This is a genomic window from Ligilactobacillus saerimneri DSM 16049 (assembly GCF_000423265.1).
Taxonomy (GTDB): Bacteria; Bacillota; Bacilli; order Lactobacillales; family Lactobacillaceae; genus Ligilactobacillus; species Ligilactobacillus saerimneri.
Map to the genome: position 1 here is coordinate 1 of NZ_AUHQ01000015.1, position 19,305 is coordinate 19,305.

Annotated in this window: 19 protein-coding genes; 13 read left to right on the forward strand and 6 right to left on the reverse strand. The window is 42.5% G+C overall.

Annotated features, from left to right (window positions below; genetic code table 11):
* Positions 1 to 93 precede the first annotated feature (93 nt).
* On the forward strand, positions 94 to 306 hold the full coding sequence (locus tag G541_RS0105040) for a hypothetical protein (RefSeq protein WP_027826707.1): 213 nt from the start codon (positions 94 to 96) through the stop codon (positions 304 to 306).
* Between the two features lie 43 nt (positions 307 to 349).
* Here the strand turns inward: G541_RS0105040 and G541_RS0105045 are convergent, their stop codons facing one another.
* The gene (locus G541_RS0105045) at positions 350 to 874 is read right to left on the reverse strand and encodes a GNAT family N-acetyltransferase (RefSeq protein WP_009552110.1); all 525 of its coding nucleotides are present in this window, start codon (positions 872 to 874) and stop codon (positions 350 to 352) included.
* Between the two features lie 461 nt (positions 875 to 1,335).
* Here G541_RS0105045 and ndk point away from each other — a divergent pair, with 461 nt between their 5' ends.
* Positions 1,336 to 1,782 carry a nucleoside-diphosphate kinase gene (gene ndk / locus G541_RS0105050; protein ID WP_027826708.1) on the forward strand — a complete coding sequence of 149 codons (447 nt, stop codon included), beginning with the start codon at positions 1,336 to 1,338 and terminating at the stop codon, positions 1,780 to 1,782.
* Between the two features lie 157 nt (positions 1,783 to 1,939).
* On the opposite strand, the gene G541_RS0105055 is transcribed toward ndk, so the two are convergent.
* Positions 1,940 to 2,821, reverse strand: coding sequence for a LysR family transcriptional regulator (locus tag G541_RS0105055; RefSeq protein WP_027826709.1), 882 nt, complete (start codon positions 2,819 to 2,821; stop codon positions 1,940 to 1,942).
* A gap of 151 nt (positions 2,822 to 2,972) precedes the next feature.
* Here G541_RS0105055 and G541_RS0105060 point away from each other — a divergent pair, with 151 nt between their 5' ends.
* The 7 genes from G541_RS0105060 to G541_RS0105090 all read left to right on the forward strand — a co-directional run bounded on the left by G541_RS0105060 (position 2,973) and on the right by G541_RS0105090 (position 11,146).
* On the forward strand, positions 2,973 to 3,392 hold the full coding sequence (locus tag G541_RS0105060) for a cupin domain-containing protein (RefSeq protein WP_027826710.1): 420 nt from the start codon (positions 2,973 to 2,975) through the stop codon (positions 3,390 to 3,392).
* 18 nt (positions 3,393 to 3,410) lie between these two features.
* Positions 3,411 to 3,734 (forward strand): carboxymuconolactone decarboxylase family protein, encoded by a 324-nt coding sequence (locus tag G541_RS0105065; RefSeq protein ID WP_027826711.1) that lies wholly within the window; start codon positions 3,411 to 3,413, stop codon positions 3,732 to 3,734.
* A 186-nt stretch (positions 3,735 to 3,920) separates the two neighbouring features.
* Complete coding sequence (locus G541_RS0105070; protein WP_009552098.1) at positions 3,921 to 5,648, forward strand: ABC transporter ATP-binding protein; 1,728 nt, start codon at positions 3,921 to 3,923, stop codon at positions 5,646 to 5,648.
* Positions 5,649 to 5,662: 14 nt separating this feature from the next.
* A complete protein-coding gene (locus tag G541_RS0105075; protein ID WP_027826712.1) occupies positions 5,663 to 7,432 on the forward strand; it encodes an ABC transporter ATP-binding protein in 1,770 nt (589 codons plus the stop codon).
* 186 nt (positions 7,433 to 7,618) lie between these two features.
* Entirely contained in the window at positions 7,619 to 8,818 is a 1,200-nt protein-coding gene (locus G541_RS0105080; RefSeq protein ID WP_035162988.1) for a MalY/PatB family protein, read from the forward strand.
* A 48-nt stretch (positions 8,819 to 8,866) separates the two neighbouring features.
* Positions 8,867 to 10,276 (forward strand): C69 family dipeptidase, encoded by a 1,410-nt coding sequence (locus G541_RS0105085; protein WP_027826714.1) that lies wholly within the window; start codon positions 8,867 to 8,869, stop codon positions 10,274 to 10,276.
* A gap of 174 nt (positions 10,277 to 10,450) precedes the next feature.
* On the forward strand, positions 10,451 to 11,146 hold the full coding sequence (locus G541_RS0105090) for a phosphatase PAP2 family protein (RefSeq protein ID WP_027826715.1): 696 nt from the start codon (positions 10,451 to 10,453) through the stop codon (positions 11,144 to 11,146).
* Positions 11,147 to 11,221: 75 nt separating this feature from the next.
* On the opposite strand, the gene G541_RS0105095 is transcribed toward G541_RS0105090, so the two are convergent.
* From G541_RS0105095 to G541_RS0105105, 3 genes are all read right to left on the reverse strand, one after another.
* On the reverse strand, positions 11,222 to 11,821 hold the full coding sequence (locus G541_RS0105095) for a histidine phosphatase family protein (RefSeq protein ID WP_027826716.1): 600 nt from the start codon (positions 11,819 to 11,821) through the stop codon (positions 11,222 to 11,224).
* A 21-nt stretch (positions 11,822 to 11,842) separates the two neighbouring features.
* Complete coding sequence (gene glpK, locus G541_RS0105100) at positions 11,843 to 13,345, reverse strand: glycerol kinase GlpK (RefSeq protein WP_027826717.1); 1,503 nt, start codon at positions 13,343 to 13,345, stop codon at positions 11,843 to 11,845.
* Between the two features lie 146 nt (positions 13,346 to 13,491).
* Positions 13,492 to 13,797 carry a hypothetical protein gene (locus tag G541_RS0105105; protein ID WP_027826718.1) on the reverse strand — a complete coding sequence of 102 codons (306 nt, stop codon included), beginning with the start codon at positions 13,795 to 13,797 and terminating at the stop codon, positions 13,492 to 13,494.
* Positions 13,798 to 14,106: 309 nt separating this feature from the next.
* On the opposite strand from G541_RS0105105, the gene G541_RS0105110 reads away from it, so the two are divergent.
* Together G541_RS0105110 and G541_RS0105115 are read left to right on the forward strand one after the other, a co-directional pair.
* Entirely contained in the window at positions 14,107 to 15,153 is a 1,047-nt protein-coding gene (locus G541_RS0105110) for an aldose epimerase family protein (RefSeq protein WP_027826719.1), read from the forward strand.
* A 25-nt stretch (positions 15,154 to 15,178) separates the two neighbouring features.
* Positions 15,179 to 15,823 carry an HAD family hydrolase gene (locus G541_RS0105115; protein ID WP_027826720.1) on the forward strand — a complete coding sequence of 215 codons (645 nt, stop codon included), beginning with the start codon at positions 15,179 to 15,181 and terminating at the stop codon, positions 15,821 to 15,823.
* 60 nt (positions 15,824 to 15,883) lie between these two features.
* Here the strand turns inward: G541_RS0105115 and G541_RS0105120 are convergent, their stop codons facing one another.
* Positions 15,884 to 16,831, reverse strand: coding sequence for a DMT family transporter (locus tag G541_RS0105120; protein WP_027826721.1), 948 nt, complete (start codon positions 16,829 to 16,831; stop codon positions 15,884 to 15,886).
* Between the two features lie 168 nt (positions 16,832 to 16,999).
* Between G541_RS0105120 and G541_RS0105125 the strand changes: the two genes are divergently transcribed.
* Together G541_RS0105125 and G541_RS0105130 are read left to right on the forward strand one after the other, a co-directional pair.
* Positions 17,000 to 18,064 carry an AI-2E family transporter gene (locus G541_RS0105125; protein WP_027826722.1) on the forward strand — a complete coding sequence of 355 codons (1,065 nt, stop codon included), beginning with the start codon at positions 17,000 to 17,002 and terminating at the stop codon, positions 18,062 to 18,064.
* Positions 18,057 to 19,256, forward strand: coding sequence for a MalY/PatB family protein (locus G541_RS0105130; RefSeq protein WP_027826723.1), 1,200 nt, complete (start codon positions 18,057 to 18,059; stop codon positions 19,254 to 19,256). Before G541_RS0105125 ends, G541_RS0105130 begins: the two co-directional genes overlap by 8 nt.
* Positions 19,257 to 19,305 lie beyond the last annotated feature (49 nt).

Genomic DNA, 19,305 nt, shown 5'->3' on the forward strand with positions numbered 1-19,305 from the left:
TCTTTCTAATGGAATGTTGTAACGACACCATTAAAGACCTTTATGGGTTTTTCTGTCCACTAAAATGTTCAACTTAAATTTTACAATCTGCCAATGGAAAACACATATAATGATGCTTTAGATGAACAAGCATATCAAGAGTTTGATCGGACTTTGGCTACGTACTATGCTGAGCGTAACGCTAATGCGCGACAAGAAAATTTCACGAGTTTAATTGCAGGAGAAAATAGTACCTTGAATGAGAAAGTTACTAAACGGGATGATGTTTTGGAAGTGACCCACGCCCAAGGACTGTTATGGAAATAGTAGAATTGGATAAAATAAAAGTGCCTATGAAAAGGCACTTTTTTTATGCAATATTCAATTCAAATGCCACTCGACGTGGATCGAGGGGGTCGTTAATCAAGATTTGTCCGCGTTTTTGGAAACCAAAGCGCGCAGCGATTCGGTGGATTTGGACATTCTTTTCAAACGTATCAATACGTAAGTTACGGACGCCTTGACTCATTGCCAATGAAATTAAGCCTGAAAGTAAGAAGGAGCTTAGATTTTGCCCACGGTACTGGGAGGAAATAGCTACCCGATGCAATGTTGCATAAGGATCACGATTATTGGCCCAGCTTCCCTCCGTGATAACTTCATACATGGGGTCATCGCCGATAATCATTGCTGAATACCCCGCAACTTGTCCGTCAACAATCAAGACGTAGCCACTATGTGCGCGAATATCTTTAGCAATATCATTATTAGCAGGGTAACCGCTTTGCCATTGCGGGCTACCGATTTCTTTTAGATATTGTTTGGCAGAGTTGATAATCTCCATGATTTTGTCTAAATCGTCTAGTGTTGCTCGGCGAGTATAAATGTTTGCCATCTCACTTTCACTTCCTTTTCCATTTTGAACACAACAGGATCAGTTGTGCACTTTTTGATAGTATTTTTATAAGACGCCATATTATACCAGATCAGATAGTAAAAATGGAATTACAAATTTCTAACCCAAACAATAATTTTGACTTGAATTAAAATAAAACACTTTCAATTAAGAAATGACGAGAAAAAACGATTTACGGACGAAAAAATATAGTTAAATAACCTTAATAGATCACATTAATCCACTACTAAGCATGCTGAATTAAATTGGTTGTACTAAGTAATAAAGTGGCGAATAAATTAATAAAGATATTAGCCGAAAAATATATAACTATTGAGTTAAATTTAAAATGGAAATACAGGGACTAAGTGACGAAAAGTGTGCATAATTTTTTAAAAGGTAGCGCTTTATTTTTATTTGGTATAAAATTAAATAGATTAAATATGTTAGGAATGATATTCATGGCAATTGCAGAAAAACAAGAAGAAAGAACTCTCCTCTTGATTAAACCTGATGGCGTTCGTGACCACCGGGTGGGGAACATCATTAGTCGGATTGAAAATCGGCGGTTTACTATTGACGCAATTAAGACAATGACGGCTGACGATGAAATTTTAAAGAAGCATTACAGTCATTTGGTGGATAAGCCATTCTTCCCGGGAATTTTGAAATACATGGAAAGTGGCGCAATTGTTGCCTTGGTGGTATCTGGGACTAACGTTATCAACGTAGTACACAAGATGGCAGGGGCAACTAACCCATCAGAAGCTGCTCCGGGAACAATCCGTGGCGATTTTGCCCGGGAATGGACCAACAAGGAATCAATCCACAACGTTGTGCACACGTCAGATAGTGTTGAATCAGCTGAACGTGAAATCGCACTATGGTTCCCTGAATTAGCTGAATGATATAAAAAGTAAGAGGAAAATTACCTTTGTAGCAAGGCGTTGGCCTTCGTTTGTACTTAGATACTAGGCTTGCGAGTATTTTCCCCGTTATCTGTGAAAATTAGTAAATGAAGATCGCGGCTGGTGAGAAAACACTGTTTTCTCCCAGCCCCTTTCTTTATTTTGGAGTTACATTGGTCAAAAAGTGCAAGAAAGCCCGGGCAGCTGGCGCAAGGGAACGCTGTTTCTTCCATACCAATAAGTGGGCACTGGTAGTACGGGGACTTAGTGGCACAAATGTTAACCGGGCGTCGTGAATTTGCTCAGCTACCCCGCGGATGCCTAAGTGGTAGTAGTTTCCGGTCAAAAGCAAAGTTGATAGGGATCCAGGAAGGTTGGTTGTAATTTTTACGTTTAAACGGTTACTGGAAAGGGACAATGCCTCTGCAACGTTGTCACGAACAATTGACCGGCGCCCCATGATGAGTGGAAGCGAAGCTAGCTGTGCTGGTGTGATACTATCCTGTTGGGCTAAGGGGTCGTCTTGGCGCATAAGTACGCCCCATTCTTCAGTAACGGGAAGTCTAAAAAAGTGATATTTAGCGGTTTCGACAGGCTCGATTAAAGCAGCAAAGTCATCTTGGCCCTGGTCAAGACGGGGACGCAGGCTATCCCCATCACCGGCGAAAAGCGCAAATTTAACTCCTGGATGCTGGACTTGAAATAGATCAATCTGGCTCATCAACCAGGGAGTGACAGCTGATTCTACCAAGCCTAAGTTGATGGTTCCCACTAATTGATCGCTACTAGTCTGAATTTCCTTTTGCGCATGGTCAAGCAGGTCAAGAATGACCTGCGCGCGTTCGCGAAACAATAATCCGGCCGCATTCAGTTGCAGGTGGTGATTGTTACGGTCAAATAATGGTCGCCCCACTAACCGTTCCAATTCTTGAATTTGGCGAGATAGAGTAGGTTGAGTCAGGTGAAGTCGCTGTGCCGCCTGAGTGATGTTGTTGGTTTCAGCTACAACCAAGAAATAACGTAAAATGCGAGTATCCATGCGTATTCCTCCCTAAAAAGCTAACTGCATTATACAGCAGAATCAAAATAATAATTCATTTTTTGCATGATCAACTACTAATAATAGGTATTTTTCATGAATTAACGAGAGAATTATACTGAGCATAAGACAACTAAGGGAGGTCATTTTAATGCAAGAACAAGCAGCACAGATGAGAAATAACCTTTTTGATTTGGGTGAACCTAACGTAGCTTATGCAAAGTATTTTAGCGGACAGAGTTATTTGCAAAGCATCGTTGCACCTGATGACATGGTTGACGTCAATATCAGTAGTGTCAGTTTTGAGCCGGCATGCCGTAATAACTGGCACATCCATCACAATGGGTATCAAATACTCATTGTGACTGCTGGGCAGGGATGGTATCAGGAAGCAGGAAAGCCGGCGCGGCTGTTACAGTCCGGAGATGTTGTGGTGATTAAGGCAGGGGTGAAGCATTGGCATGGAGCTACGCAGAATAGTTGGTTCACCCATTTAGCAGTGACAAAAGGGACCAGTGAATGGCTGGAACCTGTTAGTGATTCTGATTATGCTAAGTTGCACCAGGATTAACGCAAGGAGGTTATATTTATGACAGTAAAACAGACCGCAGGCCGCGAACAATTAGGTGATTTTGCACCTCAATTTGCTCATTTTAATGATGACGTCCTTTTTGGCGAAGTATGGGCTGATGAAGAAAGTTTAAGTGCACGTGATCGTTCGTTACTAACAGTAACCGCATTAATTACTAAGGGGGCTTTTGCACAATTACCGTATCATTTGCAGACGGCCAAGAAAAATGGAATTTCTAAGCAAGAGATTAGTGCTGTGATTACGCAACTCGCTTTTTATGTTGGCTGGCCCAATGCATGGAGTGCCTTTAACTTAGCCAAGCAGGTGTGGTTAGAAAAATAAACTTAACTAACCGAAGCTTTAGAGGAGGCTGGGAAGAACCGCTGTTTTTTCCAGCTTCTTTTTTATGTCCTATTCGCTTTTGCATTTGCAATTGAAAAAGGCGACAGCGCTAAGCAAAATTGTTAAAATTAGGTTAAATATAGTATAATCGTTTTATTATTTTGTCGATTTAAAAGGAGGATGGTCATGAAAATTCTGTTTCCATATTTTCGGCGCTACTGGCTAACTGTGCTTGCTGCTGGTTTGTCAGTTGCAGCCGCCACCCTTACTGCTCTGTGGATTCCACGGTTACTTCAGTCAGTTTTGAACGCTTTGACGGCTAACCATCAGCACCAGTTAATTCAGTATGGCGTGCAACTAACGACTGTGGGGATACTAGGGGTTATCTTTGGGATTTTAGCTGTTTTCTTCGCAGCAAAAGTGACACAAGGGGTGACCAACGACCTCCGGGCTGACCTATATGCGCAGATCCAGTCTTTTTCATATGCTAATATTAACCAATTTTCAGCTGGGAGTTTAGTTGTGCGCTTAGTTAATGATATGAATCAAGTGATGAACCTGGTAATGAATGGGATCACGCAGATTGTACGGGTGCCGTTCCTTTTTGCTGGTTCGTTAGTGCTGGGGGTACTAACTATTCCGCGTTTATGGTGGATTTTTCCCCTTGCAATGGCGCTGATGATATTGTTAGCCTGGTTAGTTTTTTCACAGATGGGCAAATTATTTACCAGTTACCAGGAGAAAATTGACGTAATCAACAATAAAGCTAAAGAAGCTTTGCAAGGGATCAGGGTGATCAAATCGTTTAATCAGGAAGAAGCTGAAAGCCACCGATTCGAAGAACGTTCCGCGGACCTCAACCAGCTCAATCTGCGGATTGGAAATCTCTTTGTTACATCATATCCAGTATTTATGGTAGTGGCTTATGCGGCGGTCGCATTAGCATTGCTATTGGTGGGGAAGGATATTTTGGCGCATCCGCAGGAAGTGACAGCAATTAGTACGTTCATTACATATTTAATGCAAATGATTTTTGCTATTATGATCGCGGGAATGCTGTTAACCATGATGTCCCGGGGGCTGGTTGCTTTAGAACGAATTAGTGAAGTATTGGTGACCAAGCCAGCATTAACCTTCTCCCCTGATGCACCAGCAGAAGCTTTAGATGGAAGCGTTGAGTTCGAGCATGTTTCGTTTGCATATCCGGATCAGGCAGACCGACTAGTTCTCAAGGATATTACTTTTAAGATCCAACCCGGAGAGATGATTGGACTAGTTGGTGCAACAGGGGCCGGTAAAACGACCCTGGCACAACTGATCCCACGATTATTCGATCCGACGGAAGGGACAGTTAAAGTCGGAGGGCGTGACTTACGGGAAGTCAATGAGCAGTCGTTGCGCCGAACAGTTAGTTTTGTTTTACAACGGGCAACCCTATTTAGTGGGACGATCAAAGATAATCTGCGGCAAGGCAAAGCGGATGCTACACTGCGGGAAATGCAGTTGGCTGCGCGGTTAGCCCGGGCTGATGAATTTATTACTCAGTTTAATGATGAGTATAATCATCAGATTGAGGAGCGATCGGCTAACCTTTCTGGGGGGCAAAAACAGCGGTTATCCTTGGCCCGGGGCTTAATTGCACAACCGAAGATCCTGATCCTTGACGATACTACCTCGGCATTAGATGCTGAATCGGAAAAAATTGTCCAAGAGGCATTGGAGCATGAATTAGGTGCGACAACAACGATCATTATTGCGGAAAAGATCATGTCAGTTGTTAATGCAGATCGAATTTTTGTGTTAGATAATGGTCGAATCCAGGCTCAAGGAACCCATACTGAATTACTACAAACATCTCCACTTTATAAGGAGATTTATGATACTCAAGTCGCGCATGCCCAAAATTTCCATTAGAAGGGAGGAAGAATATGCGTAAAGCAAGTGCAATCCAGTATTTTAAGCATTACCTAGCCCCATATTGGCGGGGAATGCTGGTAATGATCGTATTGAGCTTACTCTCCGTTGTCTTTGAAGTGGTGGCTCCGCTTTTTATGGGACGGGCAGTAACGGCATTAGCTCAGTATGTTGCAGCTTATCGGGCAGGGAAGCAGATAACTATTGGAGCGTTTCAAGTAAATTTGAAACTGATGATTCTGATGTATAGTCTGTTCTTGTTGTTGCTGTTAGCATCGTGGCTAATTGCAGTCCGGATTAACTCTTTTGCTAACCATGATATGCGGGTTAATTTATTTAAAAAATTCCAGCGGTTAACGATTAAATATTTCGATACACACCAGGACGGCAAGCTGTTATCGTTATTTACGTCAGATTTGGATAACATTTTCAATGCCCTCAACAATGCTATTTTTGAACTAATTGCCCAGGTGGCGATTTTCGCTGGAACAATTTGGTTGATGCTGCGGGTTAACGTGCAGCTGGCCCTGGTAACAATGGCTTTGACACCAGTGGCTTTACTGGTTACCGTAATTTTGATGCGGAAGTCTAAAAAGTATATTGACTTGCAACAAGAAAAGATCAGTGCCCTCAATGGTTATGTTAACGAGCAGATTAACGGCCAAAAAGTTATTATTACTAACGGTTTGCAGCAACAATCTATTGCTGGATTTAATCGCTATAACGATGAGGTACGGACAGCAATGTTTAAGGGGCAACTTTACTCTGGAATGCTCAATCCTTTGCTACAAGGTTTGTCATACCTTAACTTGGCCATCGTAATTGCGGCAGGCTCAGTTATTGTGATGAACAGTGGGATATCGCGGTCCGTCGGCTTGGGATTGATTGTGACGTTTGTTCAGTTTTCGCAGCAATATTTTTCGCCCCTGACCCAATTAGCATCAATCTATTCCCAGATTCAGCTCGCGCTGACAGGGGCTAAGCGGATTGATCAGGTGGAAATTCAACCAGAAGAAGATCAAGTGCCGACAGGTCAGAATCTGGCACCGCTCACAAAAAAGGTAGCAGTCGTGGATGCCCACTTTGGTTACCAACCCGATAAAGAAATTCTCCACGGAATTGACCTGAACATTCCCCAGGGAACAATGTTAGCATTGGTAGGACCAACTGGTTCGGGAAAAACAACGGTAATGAATCTTTTCAATCGCTTTTATGATGTTGATCAGGGCTGTGTTACTATCGACGAACAGGATGTACGGACTTTGACGCTTAAATCATTGCGGTCGCGTATCGGAATAGTGCTCCAGGACTCAGTTTTATTTACTGGGACGGTAGCGTTTAACATTAAGTTTGGCAAACCTGCAGCAACGGATGAAGAGATGATTGCAGCCGCTAAACAAGCTAATATTCATGATTATATTATGACGTTGCCCCAAGGCTATGCCACTGAGATTGATGGGGAACAAGGAATCTTTTCGACTGGGCAAAAGCAGCTACTTTCGATTGCACGGACTTTATTAACGGATCCTGATTTCTTGATTCTGGATGAGGCAACAGCCAATGTGGATACTGTTACCGAAGCGAAAATTCAAGCAGCGATGGACAATATCATTGCTGGACGAACGAGTTTTGTAATTGCTCACCGGCTCAAGACGATTATCAATGCTGATCAGATCGCTGTTCTCAAAGATGGGAATGTAGTGGAGCAAGGAAACCATGCAGAATTATTAGCGCAGAAGGGATTTTATTATAAGTTGTATACCAACCAAATGGTATTAAATTAGAAGAAAACACTAGGTTATCAACACAGTTGAGCGCCTGGTGTTTTTTGTGTGATATGGATAAGTTAAGGGGTTAAATATAAATAACAGATTTATTGATTTTTATGGGGATAAAAGCCAACTTATCCCCAGTTAAGCATGGTAAAATCAAACCAGAGTAAGTTTAGTTTGTGGAAAAGATGTGAAATTATGACAGAAACGTACGATTTTACCCAAGTGGTTGACTTGCGTGGGGATAACACACGCAAATGGGGGGATGATGCAACCGTTTTGCCCATGGACCTGGCAGATATGGACTTTTTGGCCGCCCCGGCAATTCAAAAAGAACTTCTGGCTAAGGTGCAAACAGGCTTTTATAGCTATCAAACAGTACCAGACCAGTATTTTGCAGCGGTCACTAACTGGTTCAAACAACGGCATGGGGTAACCATACCAGCGGATTGGCAAATTTTTGCTAGTGGGATACGCCCAACTGTTAATGCAATTATCCGTGAGTTAACCCAACCAGGAGATAAGATTATTGTGCAAAAACCGGGTTATAGTATGGTGGCACTGGCTGCAACGGGCCGAAAACTGGTACAAACTGACCTGGTATATGACGCAGAACAGTTGACCTATCAGTTAGATGATGAGCGCCTAGCCCAGCAGTTAGCAGATCCCAAGGTTAAATTGATGATCTTATGTAATCCCCACAACCCAACGGGAAAAGTGTGGACAAAGGATGAAATAACAACCATTGTTCAGTTATGCACAGAAAATGATGTGGTCTTACTGAGCGATGAGGCCCATGGAGACCTAACTTTTAATGATGGTGGATATTTTTCTGCCTTGGCGGTACCGAAAACGTTGCACTCCAGCGTGGTTGCTGTTGTGTCACCAAGTAAAGCATTTAATTTGGCTGCTCTCCAAGCTGCAACGGCGATTGTTCCCGATGACCAGCTACGTGCGGATGTAGCCTTGGCGTTAAAAAACTATGCTTTGAGCGAACCGAACTTGCTAGCGGTTGCCGGAACAGTCGCTGCTTATCAAGCCGGAGCAGCTTGGTTAGATCAACTCTTGGTCTATCTTCGGGCCAATCGCCAAGAAGTAGCACATTTTCTTGACCACAATATCCCAACCATTAAATGGGTGCCAACAGCTGGAACAACTATGATGTGGCTCGATATTAGTGCCCTCAATACTGATGCCGAAGCGTTCCGTTCTTTCTTGATTAAGGAAGTGGGGCTGAAAGTTACTGCGGGTAACACTTTTGGTGCGGATCAATTTATTCGTTTGGCTATCGGTTGTCCGCAGGCCACTTTAGACGAGGGGCTGCGGCGTTTGCAACGGGGCGTGGTGCGTTTTCTCCAGCAACGGCGGATAAACAAATGGGCCTCCCTCCTTTCCTAGAGAAGCGTATAATAGAATTAATTCAATAGATAGAAGAGGCGAATTTTTATGAAACCAACTGAATGTACGACAATTTTAGTCGGTAAAAAAGCATCAATTGATGGCTCGACGATGATTGCCCGGAGCGAAGATGGAGGACGGGAAATCATTCCTGAGAGCTTTAAGGTAGTTCATCCTGCAGATCAACCCCGCCACTACAAGAGTGTAATCACAGGGTGTGAGGTAGACCTCCCAGAAGAACCAATGCGGTATACTAGTGCACCAGATGCCAGTGGCAAGCAAGGAATCTGGGCAGCCGCGGGGATCAATGAAGTAAACGTTGCGATGACTGCAACTGAAACAATCACAACTAACGCCCGGATTCAAGGCGTTGATCCTTTATTAGTCAACGCAGGACTGGGGGAAGAAGACTTTGTCACTTTGACCTTGCCTTATATCCACACCGCACGTGAAGGGGTAACACGGGTGGGTCACCTGCTGGAAAAATATGGGACTTATGAGATGAATGGGATGGCCTTTGCTGACCATGATGAGATCTGGTATTTGGAAACAATTGGGGGCCATCACTGGGCAGCGCGGCGGATTCCTGATGATGCGTATGTAGTCGCCCCTAACCGCTTAAACATTGATGAATTTGATTTTGATAGTCCTGATTTTATGGCTTCAGCAGACCTGCAAGAGTTGATCAATACTTACCATCTCAATCCTGATTTTGAAGGGTATAATTTCCGCCATATTTTCGGAAGTGCAACGATCAAAGACACACACTATAACAACCCGCGGGCATGGTATGTCCATCACTACTTTGATCCAGAGTCAACAACCACTCCGTTGGATCAAGATCAGCCTTTTATTACCTATGCTAACCGTAAAATTAGCGTGGATGACATTATGTTCTTGATGGCATCACATTATCAAAATACCCCGTATGATGCTTATGGGGATCAAGGAACTCCTGCAGAAAAGAAACGTTTCCGTCCAATCGGCATTAATCGGAATTTTGAAACTCATGTCTTGCAAATTAGAAATGATGTTCCTGCAGGTTTGGCAGGTGTTCAATGGTTAGGCTTTGGCCCAAATACCTTCAACGCAATGGTGCCATTTTACACGAATATTACCGATACGCCTGCGTCCTTCCGGGACACAGGGGCTAAGTTTAACTTACACAGTATCTTCTGGCTGAACAAGCTGATGTCCCAATTAGGCGATACGAATTTCAAGCTTTATGGAGAATTAGAAGATGCCTTTGAACAAAAGACCGTAGCCGGCTGTTACCAAATTCAACACGCAACGGATCAAGAAGCCCAAGCTTTACAAGGAGCCGCCTTACAGGCTGCTCTGACAACTGCTAACCAGAAGATGGCTGATTTGACTTTTGCCAACACGGTTGAACTTTTGGGAACAATGGTGGATGAAGGTCATTCCCACATGCAGCTCAAGTATGACTTGCTGGATTAAGAGGCGTTGTAGTTTATAAAAAATTAATAATTTAACCAAATGCGAGCGTTTGCTAACCGCTAGACCTGGTTAGGGACGCTCGCCTTTATTTTTAGCAAATAAGATTGAATAGCTACCGTATTTTGGCTATTATGAACAGGTAACATGTTTAATTTAAGAAAGAGGATCGGGTTAATGAAGTTACCAAGTAATGATATTTTTATGGAAAAGCGTCCCCAAGCGTGGGTTGAAAGCAGCCCATGGTACAATGTTGCGGCGGGGCTGAGCTTATTTTTGTTTATTTTGATCACCATCTGTGTCAAGGCTAATGTGCACTTCTTCACCACTATTGAAGATAAAGTGACTGCAACTATGCAGGCTAACTTTGGCCATCCCCAACTCAACTATCAAGGTGGGTTTTTGAATGATATTATGACGTTTGTTGCTTCTTATGGGGATATTGTCCCAATGGGGATCATTGTCCTCATTATAGCTGCGGTACTATTCTTCAAGTACAGAAAGAGTTTGGCCATCTGGATGGTAGGTACCTTTGGGGTAATGGGAGTTGTTGGTTTAGTGCTCAAGAAATTAATCCACCGGATGCGACCAGCAGGCCACTTGTTAGCCGATGATGGTTTTTCATTTCCGAGTGGGCATTCCTTAGCAGCTACTATGGTAATTTGGATGGTTATCATGATTTTAGTTCCCCGGATCAAGTCTAAAGGGGTACGAATTATCGTAACGCTTTTGTTAGTGATTTTGTGGTTACTAATTCTATTTTCCCGCTTATACTTCTCAGCTCATCATTTGGGAGATATTTTAGGTGGCGTTACCTTATCTTTGGCACTATTGTGGGGAAGCATGGCAGGTTATGCACGCTTTTTTGATTAAGTTTTTGAATTAATTAAAAAGACCTAGACATGAAGGATTCATAGTATTATGCAATCCGGATGGCTAGGTCTTTTATTATTTACTGTAATAGTCCAAGTATATGTGATGAGGATCATCGAGGCGCAGTCTAGTGATCCCAGCATTAGCTGGTTCCATGAGGATATCATGGTTAGTGACCCCCATAAGAAAACTGACCCATAACTTGATAGTCATCCCGTGGCTAACTACCAGAATGTTACTGTCCTGTGCCTGATAGCGCGTGAAAAGTTCATCCATAAAAGAACGGAGTTGTTCTTGAATACCTGCGTAAGTATCTCCCTGATGAATGTTGCTTGCTTCCGCTATAAAACGATTCATATCATTGAAATACTCAGAATACTTTTGTGATAAGCTATTCAGTTTGTATCCATCCCAGATACCGTAGTCAAATTCACGAAGACGCGGGTCAAAAGTTATTGGTTGCTGTCCAGCGGTGATAATGCTAGCTGTCTCACCAGCCCGCAGGAGGGGGGAGGAATAAGTATGGTCAAAAGTTAATGGAAGCAACTTTTCTCCAGTGATTTGCGCCTGTTGTCGTCCTAGCGGTGTCAGTGGGGTGTCAATTTGACTTCCTTGTAAGATTGCTTGAGCATTAGCTTCGCTTTGTCCATGGCGGACAAGATAGAGATTGATCATAGAAACACATCTCCTAAATTATTAGTTTGGTTTAAAAGCCATAGTTGCTTGAACGGCTCGTTGCCATCCTTGATAGAGGTGGTTACGGGTTGTTTTTTCCATTTGGGGAGTAAATGTTTGCCCGGTTGTAGTAAGTTGTTTTAGTTCGTTCATATCTTGCCAGAAACCAGTGGCCAACCCGGCCAAAAAGGCCGCACCTAAGGCGGTAGTTTCGATATTATGAGCGCGTTTAATCGGAATCCCCATAATGTCAGCCTGGAATTGCATTAGGTAGTTATTGCGGGTAGCCCCGCCATCAACGCTGATTGTAGGAATTGCGATCCCAGTGTCTTTTTGCATTGTGTCGACAACATCTCGTGTTTGATAGGCCAGAGATTGGAGGGTGGCTTTGACAAAGTCATACTTGGTAGTTCCCCGTGTGATACCAAAGATAGCTCCCCGGGCGTCGGCATCCCAATAAGGGGCACCTAAACCAGTGAAAGCAGGAACAACGTAGATTTCATTAGCGGAAGTTGATTTTTTAACTGCTTGCTCTGACGCGTGAGCACTAGGGATCATTTTCATTGAGTCACGGAGCCACTGAATAGCTGAGCCAGCAACGAAAATGGATCCTTCCAATGCGTAGGTGGTCTGACCATCTAAACTGTAAGCAATCGTGGTCAGAAGATTGTTTTTGGAATATACCGGTTGGGCCCCGGTGTTCATTACGAGGAAGCCCCCAGTTCCATAAGTGTTTTTGATCATTCCTGGTGCCGTGGCTTGTTGACCAAAAAGTGCACTCTGCTGGTCACCAATCATGCCCGCGATAGGGATAGATTTGCCAAAGAAGTGGACCGGTGCAGTCATACCGTATATGCCAGAGTTGCTGACTACTTCAGGCATCATGAGCCGAGGAATGTTGAGTAAGTCTAGAATGTCTTGATCCCAAGTGAGGGTTTGAAGGTTAAACAGCATTGTCCGGGAAGCATTGGTATAGTCGGTAATGTGAAGTTTGCCACCAGACAATTTCCAAGCGAGCCAAGTGTTGATAGTACCAAATAATAGCTCGCCTTTAGCTGCCCGTTCTTGTGCTCCTGGAACGTGGTCGAGGATCCAGCGAACTTTAGTTGCTGAAAAATAAGGATCAATGATCAACCCGGTTTTCTGATGGATCATATCAGCGTAACCTTCTTCCAAGAGCTGATCAGTAATATCCTTGGATTGCCGTGACTGCCAGACAATTGCGTGGTAAATTGGCAAACCGGTATTTTTGTCCCAAACAACCGTTGTTTCCCGTTGGTTGGTAATACCAATTCCAGCTACTTGTTCGGGTTTGATGCCAGCTTTTGTAACCGCAATGGTCATGGTTGCTAAAACATTAATCCAAATTTCGTTAGCGTCATGTTCGACCCAGCCAGGTTGCGGAAAATACTGGGTGAACTCGCGTTGCGAATCGGCGATTACCTGCCCGTCATGATCAATGATCACCGCACGGGTAGAAGTGGTTCCTTCGTCGATTGCGAGGATGTATTGTTTTTGTGTCATAGTCAAAAAATCCCTTCGTAACAAACTCACGCCAAAAGCGCTTTCTTAAACGTAAATATATTTTAGCCTAAAAAAACAGGTGCGACAACACGCGCACCTGTTCGTAAGGACTAATTATTTTTTGGATATGTGTGAATCAATATTGTTTAGCTAATTTCAACCATCATTGACTTAGCATCGCAGTTAGCAATAGGCATAAAGGCCAAACCAACAGCATTGGAATCAATGGAAATGGAATAATCACCAGTAAGATGTGGGACTAGCTTCGTGAGTTCGTTAATTTGTTCAGATTCGAACCGGTTGAAGGAGAAGTTACGCTTAACTTTCATGCCTTCTTCTAAATTGCGATCAAAAATTACGTTTAAATAGTGTCCTGATTGACTATCAGATAGACGCCATGTTTTATCCTTGTCTTCCCGGGCATCGATTTTTTCAATAATTGTATTACTCATAATGCATAATCCTCTCAGTCATATAAAATCTATATCCTTGACGATTAATATCATACAGCTTAAATATGCAATTTGCAACTACGTTAACGGTAACATTTAAGCATTTAAGCAAAAATGCTTAAAAAGAAATCTTTAAATGGGGAAATTTGGGGGATATAACGGATAAAAAAAGTTTTAAAATATGTTTTTGCTTATTTTGCCTTAAAAAGATGATAAGTATGTTACGAGAGATGATTCATGCTAAAATGAAAACGGATACTAATTGTATGTTGAGACTATATTTTTTGTAATCTGGAGGGCAAAATTGTCATGGATATAACACGGAAACATTTTGGGATGTACAACAACCATATGGTAACAAAGATCACGTTGGAAAATGACAACGGGGTGGAAATTTCGTGTATAACTTTAGGTGCTACGTGGACTGATTTTAAAGTTCCGCGTTTAGACGGAACTAAGGCAAACTTATTGTTGAATTTTGATACGCCGGCGCAATATGAACAAATGTTGGTGGGGCAAACAGTTGGACGTGTTGGAGGACGAATCGCGCATGCACGCTTCCACCTCAATAATCAGGAGTATCATTTAGAAGCAAATGACGGGGTTAACTTACTTCATGGTGGGGCACATGGTTTTCAACATTTGAACTGGAACTATACTACTTCACGGACAGCCAACAGTATCAGTGCGATCTTTCAACGGCAGATTACTCAAGAGTTAGATGGGTTCCCAGGGGATATCTTGGTGACGATTATTTATACGCTCAACAATAACGATCAAGTAACGATTGCTTACTCGGCCCAAGGAGATAGTGAAGTAGATACACTCTTTAATCCAACTAGTCGGGCGTTCTTTAATCTTAGTGACCATGATAACCTTGCTAGTTCAGAATTAATGATCAATACGCCTGAACGTTTACGCCTTAATGAGGAATTGATTCCAACAGGGGATACGATTCAGGTAGCAGGAACACCATATGATTTCCAAGAGTTAAGTAATATTGGTCAAGCCTTACTTGCTACTGATGGAACTGGAATTGATATGGCTTATGTGGTTAATGGACCAGGAAAGGCAACACAGCCGATTGCTGTATTGCGAGATGCGGACACGGGGCGCCAGGTGACGATCGACTCTGATCGAAACGGTTTGATGGTTTATACGATGAACCATATTGCTAGTGACCAAATTAGATATAGTCGTGATGAAGGAAAACGGGCTCATGTTTTTGAAGGAATTGCTCTGGAAGCTCAAACCCTACCTGATGCCATTAATCAGACAAACTTTGGCGATATTGTATTACCACGTGGAGGTAAGAAGACCTACCGAACAACGTACACTTATCAATTAAAAGACTAAGAAAAAGAGAGAGGGAAAGAGAATTATGCTTCAAAATTATTTATTTGACTTTGACGGAACTCTGGCTGATTCGGGGACAACAACTGTTGATGCAATTCAGGCTGTGTTTGCAGACTATAAGTTTACCCAACCCAGTGCGGACGAGATACGATATTATATGGGGATCCCAATTGAGACTTCTTTTCCCATCTGGACTGACCACCAAGCTGATGACAAGACGTTAGCTACGATGTATGCAGATTTTCGACAAATCTACGGTGAATTAGAGCGGGTTAATATTAAGTTGTTTGCAGGGATTAAAGATGTGCTTGCTACTCTAAAAGCAGACAACAAGGAATTGTTTGTAGTAACTAGCAAGGCTTCAGGGGCCATTAAGCGGAGCTTGAAGCAACTTGCAATTGAGCAATATTTCACTGGAACAATTGGCTCAGACCAAGTAGACCATTATAAGCCAGCTCCGGATGGAGTGTTGAATATTGCACGGCAATACCAACTGAATTTAGACCAATGTATAATGATTGGTGATGCCAAATATGATTTGCAGATGGGAAATGCAGCTGGAGTAGCTACTTGTGGATGCAAGTGGGGTGCTTATGATGTTGCATCCTTGGAAAAGGAAAAGCCTACGTATTTAATTGACCATCCACAAGAATTATTAACATTGAGATAATACAAAAAGAAGGTTCCGTTTTTGGAACCTTCTTTATTTGTATTATCTGCCAGAAGTGCGTTACTCACTAGAACTGCGACTTTCTTTTGAAAAACCATTATTAGTTGTGGGACGATCAGCCAAAGCCAGCACAATCGTGGCAGTCAGAATCATGACTGCACCTAGGATTTCTGCCCAGTTGAGAACCAACCCCATGAAGAGAAAACCACCAACGACGGCTGTTAATGCTTCAAACGTAATCAAAACTGTGGCTTCAGTAGGGGAAATATATTTAAGGCTACTAATGAAGATGTAATATGCTAGCCCTGTTCCAGCAATAGAAGTGAAGCTGATTCCTAGCAACGAGTCCCAGGTGATATGGGGAGCATCAACCCAAACGGGGTGGATCCCCTCAAAGATAATTCCTCCGAGAAGCATAGCCCACGCCATGATTGGCAAAGAACCATAGGAAGCGACTAGTTTTACTGGAAGAGCGTTGTTGAGAGCAGCGCAGACGGCAAAAGTTAGTCCCCAAAAAATAGTTGGTCCGTCAAGAGAAATATGGTTGAGCGATCCTCGTGTCACTAAGAGCCACGTTCCCAAGGTGGCGATCACAATCGCAAGCCACCGCAACCCATTGGGAAATTCATGGTAGACTACTGCAGCATAGATCACAACGAGAATAACACTCAAACTTTGGAGAATAGTTGCCATAGCGGCTGAAGAAACCTTGACGGCCATGGCAAAAGCTACTTGATCACCAGCTAGGCCAAAAATGGTGTAAATCAAGAGTGTGGTGATTCCCTTTTGAGAATGCCAAACAGAAAAAATCTTTTTTCCGTTTACAGCGAAAGCAACTGCCAATAGGAGAATTCCTGAAATGATCATTTTGACCCCAATGAGCCAGGAAAGTTCAACGGGAGTTCGCTGGAATAGAAACTGGGAGGTAATCCCATCAATTCCCCAGAGAATAGCACCGGTTAAGGCTAAAAAGATGCCAAATAAGTGTTTGTGTGCTTGCTTTTTCATAATGAACGTGGTCCTTTTTAAATAAAGTTATATTATTTTAATTGTACCGCATTTTATTATGTTTTGCTGGCAAAGAAAGAGAAGAAAATCCCCGCTAGATAGCTAGTAATCAGTGTCTTCAAACTGGAAATGTTGTAAACTAAGTGTAAATGAAGAGGAGGAAGAACTATGGAGATTTGGCATCGGTTTGTCAATAATATCAAGTTACGCCGATTAGTAGTTTTGCTGGGATTAATTGGCGTTTTATACTTGGCGCGTGGGATGATGACGATCATATTACTGACGTTCATCTTTTCCTTTTTAATTGTGCGGCTGATTAGAAAAATTCATCATTACGTGCATGTCCCCCCAGCATTGATTGTAGTAATCGTTTATCTGCTTTTGATCGGGTTGATTTATTTGGCCATTACGACCTATATTCCAACACTGGTCAAGGAATCAGAGACGCTAGTCAAATCATTGCTTGATTTTTACAATCATCCGCCCAAGGGGGCTAGTGATGTTTTGAATTACGTTTCGAATTTTGTTAGTACCTCGACAATTACGGAACAGATCAAACACGGACTTTCTTTGGTAGTGACATCTTTAACTAGTTTGGGAAGTATGGCCTTTGCTTTAGCGATGTCATTATTATTGAGTTTCTTTTTCAGTATTGAAGTTGATCAGATGCAAAGTATTAATCAGAGTTTCTTTAATAGTGAACATGCGTGGCTGTTTAAGGATATTGCTTTCTTTGCGCGCAAGTTTACCAATACGTTCGGAATTGTCTTAGAAGCACAATTTATCATTGCAATTGTTAATACGATTATTACTACTTTAGGTTTAATGATCATTAATATCCCCCAGCTATTCTCCTTAGCCTTGTTGATTTTTGTGATGAGTATGGTGCCGGTAGCAGGGGTTATTATCTCGGCCATTCCAATGTGTTTGATTGCATATTCTGATGGAGGGTTGAGCGATGTGATCTATATCATCATCATGCTGACGGTTGTTCATGCATTGGAAGCATACATTCTCAATCCTAAGTTAATGTCGAGTAAGACAGACCTGCCGGTATTTTATACTTTTGTAGTGTTGCTAGTTTCAGAGCGTCTTTTTGGAATGTGGGGATTAATTGTCGGAATTCCAATTTTTACATTCTTCCTCGATATTCTTGGGGTAAAAATTAATCATGGGAAAAGTCATAATGTTAAACAAAAACTACAAGAGAGGTTGAGTAAGAAAGATGAATAAAGAAGAATTTATTGCTCAGTATGCAGTTGAACGTAAGCATACTAACTCAGCAAAGTGGGATGGGTTAGAAGCTACTTTTGGTAGGGATGACCTTTTACCGTTATGGGTAGCCGATACGGAGTTTAAGATTCCTCAAGCAGCACAAGATGCCTTAATTCAACGGGTGCATCACGGTGCCTTTGGGTACTCGCTGACACCAGATGAATATTATGATGCCTATTTTGCATGGCAGAAGGGTCGTTACCAAACTGAGCTACAAAAAGACTGGATGCGATTTGGCTTAGGGGTAGTGAATGCCCTGAGCACAATTGTACGGGCCCTAACTTTACCTGGGGAAAGTATCATGGTTCTTCAGCCTGTATATTATCCCTTTATGCGTGTGATCCAAGAAAATGATCGTCACTTGGTGGTTTCTAATTTACGTGCTGAAAACGATACTTATGTTATGGATATGGAAGATATTGCTAACAAAATGGACCAGCACCATGTTAAAATGTTGATCTTTTGCAGTCCTCACAACCCAGTAGGGAAGGTGTGGAGTGAACAGGAATTGACAACTCTCTTAGAACTATGTCGGGAAAAACAGGTACTAGTAGTTTCTGATGAGATTCATCATGACTTAATCGTAGGGGATAAGCCGTTTGTTTCAGCTTTGTCCATTGCCCAAGGGATTTATCGCGATAATACAGTAATGGTGGACTCGCCTTCCAAGACTTTCAATATGGCAGCATTATTAGGATCTAATATTGTTATTCCTAATCCACAGTTGCGGGAACGCTATGATAAGGAAGTACGCGAGTTATCCTTGCCATCTGCAACAGTGATGGCGCAGACGGCTGCGACGGCAGCTTACCGGGATGGAGCGTCATGGCTAGAAGGGCTGTTAGCTGTTATCAAAGACAATTACCTTTATGTTAAGGAATGCTTGCAAGCTGTAGATCCACAGATCAAGGTGGCAGATTTACAAGGAACCTATTTGGCATGGGTGGACCTCTCTTCGGTAGTTGCGCCAGAGCATCTAGAATACTTTATCAAGCATAAAGCTCATTTGGCAGTTGATTTTGGTGATTGGTTTGGCGAAGTTGGCAAGGGGCACATTCGTTTGAACTTGGCAACCACGCCAGCAATCGTGCATCAGGCAATGGATCAACTAGCGCAAGCAATTGTGGAAAATAAGGAAGTAACCCAATAATTTGGGGCTAATACTGTTAATTTTATGTGATTCAGTGTAAAATTAATCT

Excerpts from the sequence above, each read along its gene's own strand:
- G541_RS0105125 (WP_027826722.1), top strand. The coding sequence starts at position 17,000 with ATGGAGATTTGGCATCGGTTTGTCAATAATATCAAGTTACGCCGATTA.
- G541_RS0105060 (WP_027826710.1), top strand. The coding sequence starts at position 2,973 with ATGCAAGAACAAGCAGCACAGATGAGAAATAACCTTTTTGATTTGGGT.
- G541_RS0105070 (WP_009552098.1), top strand. The coding sequence starts at position 3,921 with ATGAAAATTCTGTTTCCATATTTTCGGCGCTACTGGCTAACTGTGCTT.
- G541_RS0105040 (WP_027826707.1), top strand. The coding sequence starts at position 94 with ATGGAAAACACATATAATGATGCTTTAGATGAACAAGCATATCAAGAG.
- G541_RS0105120 (WP_027826721.1), bottom strand. The coding sequence starts at position 16,831 with ATGAAAAAGCAAGCACACAAACACTTATTTGGCATCTTTTTAGCCTTA.
- ndk (WP_027826708.1), top strand. The coding sequence starts at position 1,336 with ATGGCAATTGCAGAAAAACAAGAAGAAAGAACTCTCCTCTTGATTAAA.
- G541_RS0105095 (WP_027826716.1), bottom strand. The coding sequence starts at position 11,821 with ATGATCAATCTCTATCTTGTCCGCCATGGACAAAGCGAAGCTAATGCT.
- G541_RS0105055 (WP_027826709.1), bottom strand. The coding sequence starts at position 2,821 with ATGGATACTCGCATTTTACGTTATTTCTTGGTTGTAGCTGAAACCAAC.
- G541_RS0105045 (WP_009552110.1), bottom strand. The coding sequence starts at position 874 with ATGGCAAACATTTATACTCGCCGAGCAACACTAGACGATTTAGACAAA.
- G541_RS0105065 (WP_027826711.1), top strand. The coding sequence starts at position 3,411 with ATGACAGTAAAACAGACCGCAGGCCGCGAACAATTAGGTGATTTTGCA.
- G541_RS0105105 (WP_027826718.1), bottom strand. The coding sequence starts at position 13,797 with ATGAGTAATACAATTATTGAAAAAATCGATGCCCGGGAAGACAAGGAT.
- G541_RS0105075 (WP_027826712.1), top strand. The coding sequence starts at position 5,663 with ATGCGTAAAGCAAGTGCAATCCAGTATTTTAAGCATTACCTAGCCCCA.
- G541_RS0105130 (WP_027826723.1), top strand. The coding sequence starts at position 18,057 with ATGAATAAAGAAGAATTTATTGCTCAGTATGCAGTTGAACGTAAGCAT.
- glpK (WP_027826717.1), bottom strand. The coding sequence starts at position 13,345 with ATGACACAAAAACAATACATCCTCGCAATCGACGAAGGAACCACTTCT.
- G541_RS0105085 (WP_027826714.1), top strand. The coding sequence starts at position 8,867 with ATGAAACCAACTGAATGTACGACAATTTTAGTCGGTAAAAAAGCATCA.
- G541_RS0105115 (WP_027826720.1), top strand. The coding sequence starts at position 15,179 with ATGCTTCAAAATTATTTATTTGACTTTGACGGAACTCTGGCTGATTCG.
- G541_RS0105090 (WP_027826715.1), top strand. The coding sequence starts at position 10,451 with ATGAAGTTACCAAGTAATGATATTTTTATGGAAAAGCGTCCCCAAGCG.
- G541_RS0105080 (WP_035162988.1), top strand. The coding sequence starts at position 7,619 with ATGACAGAAACGTACGATTTTACCCAAGTGGTTGACTTGCGTGGGGAT.
- G541_RS0105110 (WP_027826719.1), top strand. The coding sequence starts at position 14,107 with ATGGATATAACACGGAAACATTTTGGGATGTACAACAACCATATGGTA.